The sequence below is a fragment of the Streptomyces inhibens genome (assembly GCF_003389455.1).
GTDB lineage: Bacteria > Actinomycetota > Actinomycetes > Streptomycetales > Streptomycetaceae > Streptomyces > Streptomyces inhibens.
The window spans coordinates 1-13,604 of the sequence record NZ_QUAC01000085.1 but is presented as its reverse complement, the minus strand read 5'-3'; the positions used below and the strand labels follow the sequence as shown (position 1 = coordinate 13,604).

Sequence of the window (13,604 nt, the reverse complement as noted above, 5' to 3'; positions counted from 1 at the left end):
CCGCCGGCCGCCGCTCCCCCGGCCCCGCCCGCCGCGCAGCCCGCCGCCCCGGCCCCCGGCTCCGGCAAGATCAACCTCGACAAGGGCCGGGTCAGCCTCCAGAAGAACCAGACGGTCTCGCTGGTCAAGGGCGGCCGCCCGCTGCTCAGCTCGGTCACCATGGGCCTCGGCTGGGAGCCCGCCTTCCGCGGCAAGAGCATCGACCTGGACGCCTCCGTCATCGCCTACGGCCCCGACCGCAAGAAGGTCGACAACTGCTTCTTCGGCAAGCTGATGATCCTGGGCGGCGCCATCCAGCACTCCGGCGACAACCTCACCGGCGAGGGCGCGGGCGACGACGAGGCGATCACCGTCCACCTCGGCGGGATCCCCCCGGAGGTGACCGGTCTGGTCTTCGTCGTGAACTCCTTCTCCGGCCAGAAGTTCTCCGACGTCGCCAAGGCCTACTGCCGTCTGATGGACGCCCAGAGCGGCGAGGAGCTGGTGCGCTTCGACCTCACCCACGCCGAACCGCGCACGGGCGTGATGATGGCCAAGCTCATCCGGCAGTTCTCCGGCGAGTGGGAGATGACCGCGCTGGGCGAGTTCGTCGACGCCCGCACGGTACGCGGCATGGTCAAGCCGGGCGGCCAGGCCCTGTGACCTGACGGCGGCACCGTCCCTGACCGCCTCGCCCGCGGCAGGGACGGTGCCGCGCCGTCCCCGGCGGCTCACTCACGCGCCGTCAGGCCCGCCACCCGCGCCAGCCTCTCGAACGACTCCACCAGCGCCGGGCGGTCGTAGGAGCTGGTGGTGACCAGCACCTCGTCCGCGCCGCTGCGCCCGATCAGCGTGCCGAGCTCCTCGGCGACCTGCTCCTCGGTGCCGTACACATGGCCGCGCTGGGCGTCCTCGTAGAAACCCCGCTCCCGCTGCGACATCGCGGCACCGGCGGCCGGCCCGTCGTCGGCGGGCCGCAGCGGCGGAAACACCCCATGGGTACGGGAGTACGCCAGCGACCGCGCCTCCGGCAGCAGCAGCCGCCGCGCCTGCTCCGTCGTACCGGCCACCGCCACCGTCCCGGAGATCACGACATACGGCCGCTCCCACAGCCCCGAGGGGCGGAAGGCGTCCCGGTAGGCGTCGATGGCGTCCAGCATCTTCTGCCGGCCCCGGAGGTCACCGATGACCAGGGCCAGCCCGGCCGCCGCGGCGACCTGCGCACCGGCGCCGGTGGCCAGGACGAACGCCGGGACCGTCAGCCCCTCGGCGGGCCGGGCGTGCACCTGCGGATGGGCCGTCTGGGTGCCCGCGAAGTACCCCAACAGCTCCGCCAGTCGGTCCCCGAAGTCCTCGGTGGCGTCCTTCTCCGTGCCCAGCGCCCGGCGGATGCCGTCGGTGAAGCCCACCGACCGGCCCAGTCCCATGTCGATCCGGCCGGGGAAGAGCGACTCCAGCACCCCGAACTGCTCGGCGACCACCAGCGGCCGGTGGTTGGGCAGCATCACCCCGCCCGTCCCGACCCGGATCGCGGAGGTCGCCGAGGCCACCGCGGCGGCCAGCACCGTCGGCGCCGATCCGGCGACCCCGGGCACGCTGTGGTGCTCGGAGACCCAGAAGCGGTGGTAGCCCAGCCTCTCGGCGCGCCGCGCCAGGTCCACCGTGTCCCGCAGCGCCGCCGCCTCGGGATGTCCCTCCCTGGTGCGGGAACGGTCCAGGATCGAGAATTGTGTCGTCCGTATCGTCGAGCTCAGCACCTCTCCTTCAACGTCCGCACGCCCCGATGATTCCCCCCACGGCACACACGAGGAGCGTTCGATGACGCAGCAGCCGCCGGCCGGCCCGACCGAGCCCACGGATCACCCGGACGGCCCAGCGCCGCCCGACCTTCCCGAGCGGGTCGCGAAGATCTACGGCGAGTTCGACCTGAGCACCGTGTCCGCCTTCGCCGGCGGCTTCATCAACTTCGGCTACTGGGCCGGGGTGCCGGACCACGCGGACCGGCCACTGAGCGAGGCCGACCGGGTGCGCAGCGAGCAAGATCTCTACCGGCTGGTGCTGGGCACCTTCGACCGGCCGCAGGGCCGCAGCGCCCTGGAGGTCGGCTGCGGGCGCGGCCTGGGCTGCGCGCTGGCGCTGCGGGAATTCGGCCTGGGGCAGGTCATCGGCCTGGATGCCCACCCCGACCAGATCACCCGCGCCCGGGAGGCGAACGCGGCGCTGCTCGGCGCCTTTGCCGGGACCCCGGCCCGGCTGGGCTTCCTCCTGGGCGCCGCCGAGGACATCCCGCTCCCCGACGACGCCGTCGACTGTCTGTACTCCGTCGAGGCCGCGCAGCACTTCCGCGATCCGGCCGGTTTCGCCCGGGAGGCGGCGCGGGTACTGCGCGCGACCGGCCGGCTGGCGCTGACGACGTTCTTCGCCCGCACCCATGAGGCCGCCCGCGCGCTGCCCGGGCTGCTGCCCCCGTACGCCGACGGTCTGGACGTCCCGCATGTCGTCGACGATGTCGCCGCGACGCTGGCCGCGGCGGGTCTGCGGGAGGTCCGCGTCCGGCCGATCGGCGACGGGGTCTGGGAGCCGTACGACCGCTATATGGCCCAGCGTCCCGAGCTGCGCGACGAGTGGCCGCGCCGCTATCTGACGGCTTATCGGGACGGTCTGCTGGACTACTACGTCATCACGGCCATGGCCGGCTGAGCCTCCCCGATGCGCTTGAGGCAGGGGTGAGGCTCAGCCGGGGGGTGCCGCTAGCGCTGCCGGCGCTGCCGCTTCCACGGGCCGGTGATGGCCAGCATGATGCCGGGCTCCTGGATGTTGGCGAACAGCGTCCGGCCGTCCGGGGAGAAGACCGGGCCGGTGAACTCGCTGAACTCCGGCTTGTCCGCGGTGCCGATGTTGAGGTCGTTGCGCGCGATCGGGTAGGTGCGGCCGTCGTCGGTGGCCCCGAAGAGGTGCTGTACGCCCTCGCCGTCCTCGGCGATGATCAGCCCGCCGTAGGGCGAGACGGTGATGTTGTCGGGACCGTCGAACGCGCCGTCCTTCGAAGGGTCCTGATTGACCCCCAGCAGCACCTTCAGGGTCAGGGTCCGCCGCCGCGGGTCGTAGAACCAGACCTGTCCGTCGTGCTGGACCGGGCTCTCCGCGCGGGCGAAGGAGGACACGATGTACGCGCCGCCGTCCGCCCACCACAGGCCCTCCAACTTGCGGGCGCGGGTGATCTCACCGTCCGTGAACTGCTTGCGTACCGAGACCGTACGGGCATCGCGGTCGGGGACCTCGACCCAGTCGACGCCGTAGACGGTGCCGGTCTTGGTGGCGCGCGAGAGGTCGTCGACGAACCGGCCGCCGGAGTCGAAGCACTTGAAGGCCTCCAGCACACCCGCGTCATCGGCCAGCGTGCGCAGCGCTCCGCGGCCGTGCCGGAAACCGTGCGGCGGGGTCCAGCGGTAGAAGAGGCCGTTGGGGGTGGCGGCGTCCTCGGTCAGGAAGAGGTGGCCGCGCTTGGGGTCGACGACCACCGCCTCGTGGGCGTAACGGCCCAGCGCCTTGATGGGCTTGGGGTCGCGGCAGGCCTTGGGGTCGTGCGGGTCGACCTCGAAGACATAGCCGTGGTCCTTGGTCATGCCGTGCTGGCCGGCCTTGTCCTCGTTCTCCTCGCAGGTGAGCCAGGTGCCCCAAGGGGTGGTCCCGCCCGCGCAGTTGGTGGAGGTACCAGCAATGCCGACCCACTCGCCGACGGGCGTGCCGTCCTTGGCGACCTCGACGACGGTGCAGCCGCCGGACGCCGCCGGGTCGTAGACCAGCCCTTCGGCCAGCGGCACCGGGTGCGGCCAGTCGGCGCGCGGGCCCTTCAGCTCGTGGTTGTTGACGAGGAGGGTGGTGCCGCGGTGCCCCTCGAAGGTGCCGGTGCCGTCGTGGTTGGAGGGCGTGGACTCACCGGTGTCGAGCTTGGTCACCCCGGTCCGGGTGATGATCTTGTACGAGAACCCGGCGGGCAGCGCGAGGATGCCGTCCGGGTCCTCGATCAGCGGGCCGTAGCCGATCGTGCGCCCCTGGCCGTCCGCCGCGCCGTCCGGGCCGGCGGCCGGCGCTTCCTCGCCGATGGCTCCCGGCGCGGTGGCCAGCACGCCGACGCTGCCGGCCAGCGCGACCCCCGCGCCGGTGAGGGCGGAACGCTTGGCGAAGTCTCTCCGGGTGAGCGGCATTGTCATCTCCTGGATGGCCGGTTTCTTCCCCTGTGCCTGCGCCGCACACGTTCCCGCGCTCCTTCGAACTCCAGTTGAACGCGGCGCGACATCCAGGAAGCAGTTACGCCACCCCGGCCCTCCCGGGCGCCGTCTCAGCCCGATTGCCGCGAGCGCGCCTTGAACGCGGCCTTACGGGCCTCCTTGGCGGCCTTCTTGTCCGGGTGCAGCCGGCCCATGGCCTCCAGGACGTCGGCGGTGGCCGGGTGGTCCACCCGCCAGGCGGTGTCGAAGAACCCGCTGTGCTGGTCGGTCAGGCCCTGGACGAGTTCGCGCAGCTCGGCCACGGCGTTCTCGTCGGCGCTGTCCAGCTGCGCCGCGATGGTGTCCACGGTCAGCCAGAAGATCATGTCCTGGGACGGCTCGGGGATGCCGGGCAGCGCGCGCTCGGCGAGCCAGACCCGGGCCAGACCGCCGAGCCGGCGGTCGTCGAGGACCTCGCGCAGCGCGGCCTCGGCGTCCGGCGAGACCAGCGAGAGGGTCTGCTGGGCGGCGAGCCGGCGGCGCGGGGCGCGCTCGTCGTCGCCGCGGGCGGCCGCCAGCAGGTCCCGGGCGGCGTCCAGGGGCGTACGGGCGGCGAGCCACCGCTCGGACTCGGCCTGGGCGAGCGTCTCGGGGTAGTCGGGCAGCGCGTCCAGGAGGACGTCGGCGCCCTTGTCGGTGAGGTCGCCGACGGCCGGGGCGTGCGCGCCCGCGTCCAGCAGCCGGGCGCGTACGGCGTAGACGCCGAGCGGGGTGAGGCGGACCAGGCCGTAGCGGGAGACGTCCTCGTCGGTGAGCGGCTCGGCGATGGGGGTCCCCCCTGGACCGGAGCTTGTCGAAGGTCCTTGGGGGAGGACCGTCTCTCCGTCCTCGTCCACTTCCTCGATGAGCGCCTCGTCGACCGGCCTGTAGGCGACCAGACCGATCGGCTCCAGCACCCGGAACTGGTCGTCCAGGCGCATCATCGCCTCGGAGACCTCTTCGAGGATGTCGTCGGTGGGCTCGTCCATGTCGTCCGGGATGATCATGGAGGCGGCCAGCGCGGGCAGCGGCACGTCCTGGTCGGGGTCCTCGCTCAGGGCGGTGAGCAGATAGAGGTTGCCGAGGATGCCGTCCAGCACCTCGGCCTCCTCCTCCGGGTTCCAGTCGATCGCGTCCAGGTCGATTTCGCCGTTCTCGGTGAGCTGGTCGGCGAGGTCGGCGAGGTCGGGGGCGGCCGCGTCGGCGAGCACGGTCTCCATGCCGCCGAGCCAGATGTCGAGGATGTCCTGCGGGCTGCCGGAGGTGAGCAGGTTCAGCTCCTCGCCGGGGGTGGCGGTGCCGACCGCGGCATCGTCGGGAAGCCCGGCGCCGTCCTCGTCCGCCGCGTCCTCGGAGCTCTCCTCGATCTCGACCAGCCCGGTGTCCACCGCGAGCTGCCAGGCCTCGGCGGTCCAGGCGGGGCCGTCCTCGTCGCCGGCCAGACCGAGGTGCTCGGTGGCGGCGCCCAGCGCTTCATGGAGGATCTCGCCGCCGACGCCGACCGGGACGCCGCGCTCGGCCCAGCGGGCGAGCTTGGCGGCCCGGGCCATCAGGGGGGCGCTCAGCGCGTCCCGGGCCAGTTCCGCTTCGGAGTGCAGCCGCACCGGCGGCAGGGTGGGGCGGTCTGCGGACATCTGGGGCTCAGCTCCTCGTACGGACTTCGGCTCGTGCGCCGACCAAGCGTAGACGGAATTCTCCGTATCTCGGGCGGTTCACCCCCGCGCCCCTTGCCGGTCACCTGGAGAACCTTGACAACTCCCTTGCGCGCACAAGAGATTGACGCGCGTAGCGTGCGCCGGTCCGGCGCCGCGCGCACGGTGCCGCTAACCCCCCATAACCCTATATATCCCCTCGGAGGCATGCATGCCGTCCCGTCGTTCGCTCCGCAGACCGGCCGCCCTCAGCGCGGTGGCCTGCGCCGCCCTCGCCGGTGGACTGCTGACCGTTACGCAGTCCTCCGCCTCCGCGGCCGGCGCCCGGATCCACGACATCCAGGGCAACACCCGAATATCCCCGCTGGCCGGGAAGCAGGTCAGCGAGGTGCCCGGCACGGTCACCGCGGTCCGGTCGTTCGGCTCGGCGCGCGGCTTCTGGGTGCAGGACCCGCATCCGGACAACGACCCGGCCACCAGCGAGGCGGTCTTCGTCTTCACCGGCAAGGAGACGCCGAAGGTCGCGGTCGGCGACGCCATCACCTTCTCCGGCACGGTCAGCGAGTACTACCCGGGCGGCAAGGACGCGGGCCTGCAGTCCGTCACCGAAATCACCGACGCGACCTGGCAGACCGTCTCCGCCGACGCCCCGCTGCCGGCCGCCTTCAGGCTCAACCCGGCCTCGGTGCCGAACCGATACGCCCCCGACGCGGGCGGCAAGAGCATCGAGTCGCTGACGCTGCGCCCCTCCTCGTACGCGCTGGACCGCTATGAGTCGCTGGAGGGCATGCGGGTCTCGGTCTCCGGCGCCCCGGTCGTCGGCCCGACCAGCACCCACAACGAGCTGTGGGTGACCGCCGAGCCGGGCCGCAACCGTACGGCCCGCGGCGGCACGCTCTACCGCTCGTACGCGGACCCCAACGGCGGCCGGGTCAAGGTGGCGTCCCTGATCCCCTTCTCGCAGCGGCCGTTCCCGGTGGCCGATGTCGGTGACGAGCTGACCGGCACCACCGCCGGGCCGCTGGACTACGACAGCTTCGGCGGCTACACGCTCCAGGCCACCGAGCTGGGCACGGTCACCGACCACGGCCCGGCGCAGGAGACCACCCGCAGGCAGAAGTCCGACGAGCTGGCGGTGGCCACCTACAACGTCGAGAACCTCTCCCCCACCACCCCGCAGGCCAAGTTCGACCGGCTCGCGAAGGCGCTGGTGCACAATCTGTCCGCCCCCGATGTCGTCGCCCTGGAGGAGGTCCAGGACGACAACGGCGCCACCGACAACGGCGTGGTCACCGCCGGCGTCACCCTCAAGAAGCTCACCGACGCCATCAAGGCGGCCGGCGGCCCGGCGTACGAGTGGCGGCAGATCGACCCGGTCAACGACCAGGACGGCGGTCAGCCCGGCGGCAACATCCGTGTGGCGTTCCTGTTCAACCCCGACCGGGTGTCCTTCACGGACATCAAGGGCGGTGACGCCACCACCCCGGTGAAGGTGGTCGCCGACCACGGCAGGGCCACGCTGTCCGCGTCCCCGGGCCGGATCGCGCCCGCCGACCCGGCGTGGAAGACCAGCCGCAAGCCCCTGGTCGGCCAGTTCTCGCTCAAGAGCCGCCCGGACAGCCGGGTGTTCGTGATCGCCAACCACTTCAACTCCAAGGGCGGCGACCAGGGCCTGGACAGCCGTTTCCAGGCCCCGGCCAGGACGTCGGAGACCCAGCGCACCGCGCAGGCCGGGCTGGTCAACGCGTTCGTCAAGGATCTGCTGGCCAAGGACCCGAAGGCCGATGTGGTGGTGGCCGGCGACCTCAACGACTACCAGTTCTCGCCGGCCCTCAAGACCCTGACCGGCGGGGGTGTGCTCACCGACCTGGTGGGCCGGCTGCCGCGCTCGGAGCGTTACGGCTATGTCTACAACGGCAACTCGCAGGTGCTGGACCACATGCTCACCAGCCGCCATCTGACCCGGGCCGACTACGACATCGTGCACATCAACGCCGAGTACGCCGACCAGGCCAGCGACCACGATCCGCAGGTGCTGCGGATCCGGCCGTAGTACCGGCGGCACGTCACCCCGCGTGAAACTCCCCTCACTCGCCTGGCCCACGTCAGGGGGCCAACTGCCGCTGAGGGTGCGGTACTGGAGTTCGTAAGCAACATTCGGCGAGACATAGGGAGTCATCATGCCGAAGTCCCAGAACCGTAAGTCGGGCAACAAGGACCGTGCCGCCGAGCGGCGCACCGACCAGCGGAAGCCGAAGTCGTCGGAGGAGTCCGCAGCTGAGCGGACCCAGGACCTGAAGCGTTCGCGGAATGGCCTGACTGACGCGTGATGGGCCTGTGATGCCCGGGCGGCCGTCGCACCGAACGGTGCGGCGGCCGCTTCGCGTTCGCCGGCCGACGGTCCCCGCTCATCGTAGCGATGCTTAAGGAATCACCCAGCACAACTAAGTGGACGTGAAACATGAGACGCCCTCACACTTCCGCCATGAACACCGTCACCCCACCCCTCGCACCGCCCCCGGCCGCGGCCTCCTTCGGCCGTACCGCGGCCGCCATGATCACCCCGTTCACCGCGGACGGGGAGCTCGACACGGACGGCGCGCAGCGGCTCGCCACCCACCTCGTCGACGAGGGCGGATGCGACGCACTCGTACTGAGCGGCACCACGGGCGAGTCCCCGACCACCTCGGACGCCGAGAAGGAAGCCCTGCTGCGGGCCGTCGTCGAGGCGGTCGGCGACCGGGCGCGGATCACCGCCGGGGTCGGCACCAGCGACACCCGGCACACCGTCACCCTGGCCCGCGACGCCGAACGGGCCGGTGCGCACGGCCTGTTGGTGGTCACGCCGTACTACTCACGGCCCACCCAGGAGGCCGTCACCCACCATCTGCGGACGGTCGCGGACGCCACCGGGCTGCCGGTGATGCTCTACGACATCCCGGGCCGCACCGCCACCGCGCTGAGCGCCGCGACGCTGCTGCGACTGGCCGCCCATCCGCGGATCACGGCCGTCAAGGACTGCGGCAACGACCTGCTGAAGTCGGCGAAGGTACTGGCGTCGACGGAGCTGGCCTACTACGCGGGCTGCGATGAACAGATCCTGCCGCTACGGGCCCTCGGCGGCACCGGCTGCATCAGCACCGCCGCCAACGCCGCACCGCGGGCCGTGCGCGCCGTCATGGACGCCTATGACACCGGCGACACGGCGGAGGCCGCCCGCCGCCAGCTCGCCCTGGTCCCGCTCATCGAAGCGGTGACCGGCGGCGACACCCCCGGCACGGTCGCCGCGAAGGCGCTGCTGAACCACCTCGGCCTGCCCGCGGGGCCGGTCCGAGGGCCACTGCTGGCGGCGGACGCCCAGCTCACCAGCCGGCTGGTGGCCGCCCTGCGGACGGCTCTGGACCGGACTGCGGATACGGGGACCGCGGTGCGCCCGGCTGCTGTCCCGGGTTAGCGGGGAACTGCGCGGGCGCCGGACCGAAGCCGCCCGGCGCACCCGGCTGCCCGTAGGGCTGCCCGTACGGCGCGCCGGCCCGGTCCTGCCCGGCGTCGCCCTCGCCCCGGTCCGGCGCCGGCGGCTGCTCCTCGTCCGGCACCAGCTCCCGCACCAGCAGCGTCGCCCCGGCCACCGCACCCGGCATCAGCACCACCGCGATGAACGGGATCAGGAAGAGCAGCACGATCGGGGTGCCGAAGCCGACCGCGAGCGCCTTGCGGCCGCGCAGCAGCCGCAGCCGCTCGCGCACCGGGATGTCGCGGCGCTGCATCGCCACCGAGGTCAGCTCCACGGCGAGGAAGAAGCCGGAGACACAGAAGCCGATGGCGGGGATCACGGTCTGCCCGAGGAACGGCACGAACCCGAGGACGAACAGCAGGATCCCGAAACCGGCGGCCCGCAGCAGCACATGGACGCTGTCCCTCAGCGCGATCCAGATCTCCTGCCACAACGGCCGGCCCGGCCCCGGCGGGCAGTACCCCTCGCTCTCCTCGACCTTCTGTGACAGCGACTCGTAGAAGGGGTCGCCGATCAGCAGCGTGACGGCGGTGAAGGTCAGCACGGACAGCGTCAGCCCGCCGGCGAACAGCAGCGCCACGAACAGCCCGCGCAGCAGCCCCTGCCAGGGCGAGCCCCAGCCGTCGGCGAACGGCGTCGCCCAGGCGGCGATATCGCCGGACCACAGGGCGAGCACGGTGAGCACCGCGGCATACAGCACCAGGGCGATCAGTGCCGGGATCAGCCCGAACCCCCACCACCGGCCGTTTTGGGCGACCCAGCGTTGCCCCTTGCCCAGATACCGCATCCCCGCTACAAGATCACGCATGCCCCAAGCCTATCGGCGCCCGGCCGGACGGGGGACGGCGGCAGCACACCAACGGCCCGGCGGAGCTCCCGCCGGGCCGTGGCGCCACCGTGAACGGTCAACCGTGCACGCGCAGTTGTGGCTGTCTGCTGCGGCTGTCAGTTGTGGCTGTGCAGGATCTCGTTGAGGCCGCCCCAGACCGCCTTGTTCGGCCGGGCCTCGACGGTGCCGGTGGTGGAGTTGCGGCGGAAGAGGATGTTGTCCGCGCCGGAGAGCTCCAGGGCCTTGACGATCTGGCCGTCGGGCAGCGTGACACGGGTGCCCGCGGTCACGTACAGGCCGGCCTCGACCACGCACTCGTCGCCCAGCGCGATACCGATGCCCGATTCGGCGCCGAGCAGGCAGCGCTCGCCGATCGAGATGATCTGCTTGCCGCCGCCGGAGAGGGTGCCCATGGTGGAGGCGCCGCCGCCGATGTCGGAGCCGTCGCCGATGAGCACGCCCGCGCTGATCCGGCCCTCGATCATGGAGGTGCCCAGCGTCCCGGCGTTGAAGTTGACGAAGCCCTCGTGCATGACGGTCGTGCCGGCCGCGAGGTGCGCACCCAGGCGCACCCGGTCCGCGTCCGCGATCCGCACACCGGCGGGCGCGACATAGTCGGTCATCCGCGGGAACTTGTCGACGCTGGTGACCTGGAGATGCAGCCCCTCGGCGCGGGCGTTGAGCCGTACCGTCTCCAGCTGGTCGACGGCCACCGGGCCCAGCGAGGTCCAGGCGACGTTGGACAGCAGACCGAACATGCCGTCCAGGTTCTGCCCGTGCGGCTTGACCAGCCGGTGGCTGAGCAGGTGGAGGCGCAGATAGACGTCGTGCGCGTCCAGCGGCTTGTCGTCGAGGGAGGAGATGACCGTCCGGACGGCGACGACCTCGACATCACGGACCGGGTCGGGACCGATCGCCTTGAGCACGGCGGCGCCCAGCAGTTCGGTGGCGCGCTCGTCGTCCAGCTGCTCGGTGCCGGCCGGGCCGGGGCCCTCGGCAGTCACAGCGACCAGCTCGGGCGCCGGGAACCAGGTGTCGAGAACGGTGCCGTCGGAGGTGACGGTGGCGAGCCCGGCGGCGACGGCGCCGGTCGTACGGGAAGCGGAAGTAGCAGCATCGGTCATGTTCGAAACCTAACCGGAGGGCGCCCGTCGAGGCGAACCGGTCTCAGCGATCGGGCCGGGTCGTACGGTCGCACGACGCCACTCGTACGGCCGCACGAGTCGGCCGTCCACCGCCCCGGGCGGCCGGGTTCAGCCCAGCACTCCGGCCAATCCGTCCCGCACCACGGCGGGTTCGAAGGGCTGCCCGGTCAGCAGATGCTGCAACACCAGCCCGTCGGTGAACGCCACCACGGCGCGTGCGGTCCGCTCGTCGCCGATCCGCCGTCCGAGCAGCCGCACCATCTCGTCCAGGCACTCAGCGGCGATCGGCCGTACCGCCTCGTGCCGCAGCGCCGCCAGATACAGCTCGTACTCCAGCTCCACCCGCGAGCGGTCACCGGCCAGGGTCCCCTCGACGAGCGCGGCGACCTCGTCGGCGAGCGGCGCCGCCAGGTCGATGCCGTCCACCCAGCGCGCGAAATCGGCCATCCACTCGCCGTTGACCTGCCGCAGCGCGGCGCTCAGCAGCTCGTCCAGGGTCGCGAAGTGGTACGTGGTCGAGCCGAGCGGGACATCCGCCGCGGCGGCCACCGAGCGATGGCTGAGCCCGGCGATCCCGCGCTCACCGACCACGGCGATCGCCGCGTCGATGATCCGCTGCCGCCGGTCGGGGTCGTAGCGCCGGGCCATCAGTGCGCACCGTCCAGATTCAGCACCACGACCCCGGCAATGACCAGCAGCACCCCGAGGACCTTCAGCGCACCGGCGCTCTCGCCCAGGAACACGATCCCGATCGCGGCGATCACCGCCGTCCCGGCGCCGGACCAGATGGCGTACGCGGTGCCGACGCTCATCGATTTGAGCGTCTGGGCGAGCAGCGCAAAGGCGAGCAGATAGCCCAGCGCGGTCCCGACCGACGGCCACAGTCTGCTGAAGCCGTCGCTGTACTTCATCGAGGTGGTCGCGAGGATCTCGGAGAGGATCGCGCCGGCGAGCGTCACATAGACCATGCGTACGAGCGTACACAACGATGCGTACGGTCGTACACAAGCGGCCGGCGGTCAGCTTCCCTTCGGTGCCAGCCGGGCCAGGGCGGCGCTCAGCGCCTCGGTGCGGGGGCGGTGGCGGGTGTTCTGGAAGGCCCGGATCAGCCAGCCGTCGGCGCCTTCTGCGGGCTGCCGGGTCATGACATACGTCTGGACGGACATCGCCCGGCGCGAGGGCCGGGTCCGCTTCCCCTTCAGGACGGCGCCCCGGGCGTGGAGCAGGGCGACGTCCGGCGCGAGGAACTCCAGATCGGTGATCTCGGCCCACAGCCGGGAGCCCTTCAGTGCGCCGCCGAAGAGGCCCCGGTGCCCCTCGACGACGCCTTCGCGGCCGGTCAGCCTGCCGCCGAAGAAGGTGACGTAGTCGGCGTCCTCGGTGAACGAGCGCCCATAGGCGTCGGCGTCGCCCCATGCCCGCCGGTGTGCCTCGAAGCGCTCGCGCACCTCCGCCGTCTCGCGAAGTTCCGCCGCATTCATGGCTCCCCCTGATGTGCTCATGACTCCCCCTGACGGGAATCGACCGCTGTTTTTATATGCATGCACGCATGCAATATATGCAGCTGTGCAAGTATGTGGCAAGGGGTCCGCCCCGGAAACAGCCCACGGGTCCACCCCGGGAAGGTGAGCGACATGTCCGANCCGGAAACAGCCCACGGGTCCACCCCGGGAAGGTGAGCGACATGTCCGAACAGCAGCACAACGCCCTGCTGCGCCAGCACGCCGACAGCTATCGCGCCTACGTCACGGCCACCGTGCTGCACGGTCAGGCCGCCGCCGAGGCACTCGGCCAGCACCCCACCGACCTGTACGCGCTGCACGCCCTCGACCTCGCCGGCCCGCTCACCACCGGCGCCCTGGCCGAACGCATCGGGCTCTCGCAGAGCGCCACCACCCGCCTCGTCGACCGCCTGGTGCGGGCCGGCCGGGCCCGCCGGGCCCCCGACCCCGACGACCGCCGGCGGGTCCTGGTCGAGCCGCTGCCGATCCCGCACGACGAGGACGAGGCCGCCTTCGGCCCCGCGCGCCGCCGGATGGCCGAGGTCTTCCGAAGCTTCACCGCGGACGAACTGCGCGTCCTCTTCCGCTACTTCGCCGCCGCGGCGCCCGCGCTGCGCGATGCCACCGCCGAGACCAAGGGACTGCCGGTGGCCGGCGGGCCCGGAAGCTGACGCCGCGGCGCCCCGGAACAGCGATACGGCCGTGCCCGCCAGTGGTGACTGGCGGGCACGGC

Annotated in this window: 14 protein-coding genes; 6 read left to right on the top strand and 8 right to left on the bottom strand. The window is 72.0% G+C overall.

The window, feature by feature from the left end; translation table 11 throughout:
* The coding region (locus DY245_RS11995) for a TerD family protein (RefSeq protein WP_181923639.1) at positions 1 to 642 on the top strand (642 nt) is incomplete at its 5' end.
* 68 nt (positions 643 to 710) lie between these two features.
* On the opposite strand, the gene DY245_RS11990 is transcribed toward DY245_RS11995, so the two are convergent.
* Positions 711 to 1,733 (bottom strand): MsnO8 family LLM class oxidoreductase, encoded by a 1,023-nt coding sequence (locus DY245_RS11990; protein ID WP_128506505.1) that lies wholly within the window; start codon positions 1,731 to 1,733, stop codon positions 711 to 713.
* A gap of 64 nt (positions 1,734 to 1,797) precedes the next feature.
* Here DY245_RS11990 and DY245_RS11985 point away from each other — a divergent pair, with 64 nt between their 5' ends.
* A complete protein-coding gene (locus DY245_RS11985) occupies positions 1,798 to 2,679 on the top strand; it encodes a class I SAM-dependent methyltransferase (protein WP_128506503.1) in 882 nt (293 codons plus the stop codon).
* A gap of 50 nt (positions 2,680 to 2,729) precedes the next feature.
* On the opposite strand, the gene DY245_RS11980 is transcribed toward DY245_RS11985, so the two are convergent.
* Positions 2,730 to 4,187, bottom strand: a complete 1,458-nt coding sequence (locus DY245_RS11980; protein ID WP_128506501.1) for an alkaline phosphatase PhoX — start codon at positions 4,185 to 4,187, stop codon at positions 2,730 to 2,732.
* Between the two features lie 134 nt (positions 4,188 to 4,321).
* On the bottom strand, positions 4,322 to 5,863 hold the full coding sequence (locus tag DY245_RS11975; protein WP_128506499.1) for a hypothetical protein: 1,542 nt from the start codon (positions 5,861 to 5,863) through the stop codon (positions 4,322 to 4,324).
* 229 nt (positions 5,864 to 6,092) lie between these two features.
* Here DY245_RS11975 and DY245_RS11970 point away from each other — a divergent pair, with 229 nt between their 5' ends.
* From DY245_RS11970 to dapA, 3 genes are all read left to right on the top strand, one after another.
* On the top strand, positions 6,093 to 7,934 hold the full coding sequence (locus DY245_RS11970) for an endonuclease/exonuclease/phosphatase family protein (protein WP_128506497.1): 1,842 nt from the start codon (positions 6,093 to 6,095) through the stop codon (positions 7,932 to 7,934).
* Between the two features lie 127 nt (positions 7,935 to 8,061).
* A complete protein-coding gene (locus DY245_RS44295; protein WP_181923638.1) occupies positions 8,062 to 8,211 on the top strand; it encodes a hypothetical protein in 150 nt (49 codons plus the stop codon).
* A 155-nt stretch (positions 8,212 to 8,366) separates the two neighbouring features.
* Positions 8,367 to 9,335, top strand: coding sequence for a 4-hydroxy-tetrahydrodipicolinate synthase (gene dapA, locus DY245_RS11965; protein ID WP_128506495.1), 969 nt, complete (start codon positions 8,367 to 8,369; stop codon positions 9,333 to 9,335).
* On the opposite strand, the gene DY245_RS11960 is transcribed toward dapA, so the two are convergent.
* The 5 genes from DY245_RS11960 to DY245_RS11940 all read right to left on the bottom strand — a co-directional run bounded on the left by DY245_RS11960 (position 9,244) and on the right by DY245_RS11940 (position 12,871).
* Positions 9,244 to 10,203 carry an EI24 domain-containing protein gene (locus DY245_RS11960; protein WP_128506493.1) on the bottom strand — a complete coding sequence of 320 codons (960 nt, stop codon included), beginning with the start codon at positions 10,201 to 10,203 and terminating at the stop codon, positions 9,244 to 9,246. The two genes, dapA and DY245_RS11960, sit on opposite strands and share 92 nt — an antisense overlap.
* Before the next feature lie 137 nt (positions 10,204 to 10,340).
* Entirely contained in the window at positions 10,341 to 11,348 is a 1,008-nt protein-coding gene (dapD, locus tag DY245_RS11955; protein WP_128506491.1) for a 2,3,4,5-tetrahydropyridine-2,6-dicarboxylate N-succinyltransferase, read from the bottom strand.
* 129 nt (positions 11,349 to 11,477) lie between these two features.
* On the bottom strand, positions 11,478 to 12,017 hold the full coding sequence (locus DY245_RS11950; RefSeq protein ID WP_128506489.1) for a TetR/AcrR family transcriptional regulator: 540 nt from the start codon (positions 12,015 to 12,017) through the stop codon (positions 11,478 to 11,480).
* Positions 12,017 to 12,337, bottom strand: coding sequence for a DMT family transporter (locus tag DY245_RS11945; RefSeq protein WP_128506487.1), 321 nt, complete (start codon positions 12,335 to 12,337; stop codon positions 12,017 to 12,019). Before DY245_RS11945 ends, DY245_RS11950 begins: the two co-directional genes overlap by 1 nt.
* A gap of 51 nt (positions 12,338 to 12,388) precedes the next feature.
* Complete coding sequence (locus tag DY245_RS11940; protein ID WP_128506485.1) at positions 12,389 to 12,871, bottom strand: SgcJ/EcaC family oxidoreductase; 483 nt, start codon at positions 12,869 to 12,871, stop codon at positions 12,389 to 12,391.
* A 182-nt stretch (positions 12,872 to 13,053) separates the two neighbouring features.
* On the opposite strand from DY245_RS11940, the gene DY245_RS11935 reads away from it, so the two are divergent.
* On the top strand, positions 13,054 to 13,542 hold the full coding sequence (locus DY245_RS11935; protein WP_128506483.1) for a MarR family winged helix-turn-helix transcriptional regulator: 489 nt from the start codon (positions 13,054 to 13,056) through the stop codon (positions 13,540 to 13,542).
* Positions 13,543 to 13,604 lie beyond the last annotated feature (62 nt).

What these genes read in the sequence shown, in the direction of transcription:
- dapD (WP_128506491.1), bottom strand. Translation starts at nt 11,348, where the DNA reads ATGACCGATGCTGCTACTTCCGCTTCCCGTACGACCGGCGCCGTCGCC.
- DY245_RS11950 (WP_128506489.1), bottom strand. Translation starts at nt 12,017, where the DNA reads ATGGCCCGGCGCTACGACCCCGACCGGCGGCAGCGGATCATCGACGCG.
- DY245_RS11945 (WP_128506487.1), bottom strand. Translation starts at nt 12,337, where the DNA reads ATGGTCTATGTGACGCTCGCCGGCGCGATCCTCTCCGAGATCCTCGCG.
- DY245_RS11960 (WP_128506493.1), bottom strand. Translation starts at nt 10,203, where the DNA reads ATGCGTGATCTTGTAGCGGGGATGCGGTATCTGGGCAAGGGGCAACGC.
- DY245_RS11975 (WP_128506499.1), bottom strand. Translation starts at nt 5,863, where the DNA reads ATGTCCGCAGACCGCCCCACCCTGCCGCCGGTGCGGCTGCACTCCGAA.
- DY245_RS11980 (WP_128506501.1), bottom strand. Translation starts at nt 4,187, where the DNA reads ATGCCGCTCACCCGGAGAGACTTCGCCAAGCGTTCCGCCCTCACCGGC.
- DY245_RS11940 (WP_128506485.1), bottom strand. Translation starts at nt 12,871, where the DNA reads ATGAGCACATCAGGGGGAGCCATGAATGCGGCGGAACTTCGCGAGACG.
- dapA (WP_128506495.1), top strand. Translation starts at nt 8,367, where the DNA reads ATGAACACCGTCACCCCACCCCTCGCACCGCCCCCGGCCGCGGCCTCC.
- DY245_RS44295 (WP_181923638.1), top strand. Translation starts at nt 8,062, where the DNA reads ATGCCGAAGTCCCAGAACCGTAAGTCGGGCAACAAGGACCGTGCCGCC.
- DY245_RS11935 (WP_128506483.1), top strand. Translation starts at nt 13,054, where the DNA reads ATGTCCGAACAGCAGCACAACGCCCTGCTGCGCCAGCACGCCGACAGC.
- DY245_RS11985 (WP_128506503.1), top strand. Translation starts at nt 1,798, where the DNA reads ATGACGCAGCAGCCGCCGGCCGGCCCGACCGAGCCCACGGATCACCCG.
- DY245_RS11970 (WP_128506497.1), top strand. Translation starts at nt 6,093, where the DNA reads ATGCCGTCCCGTCGTTCGCTCCGCAGACCGGCCGCCCTCAGCGCGGTG.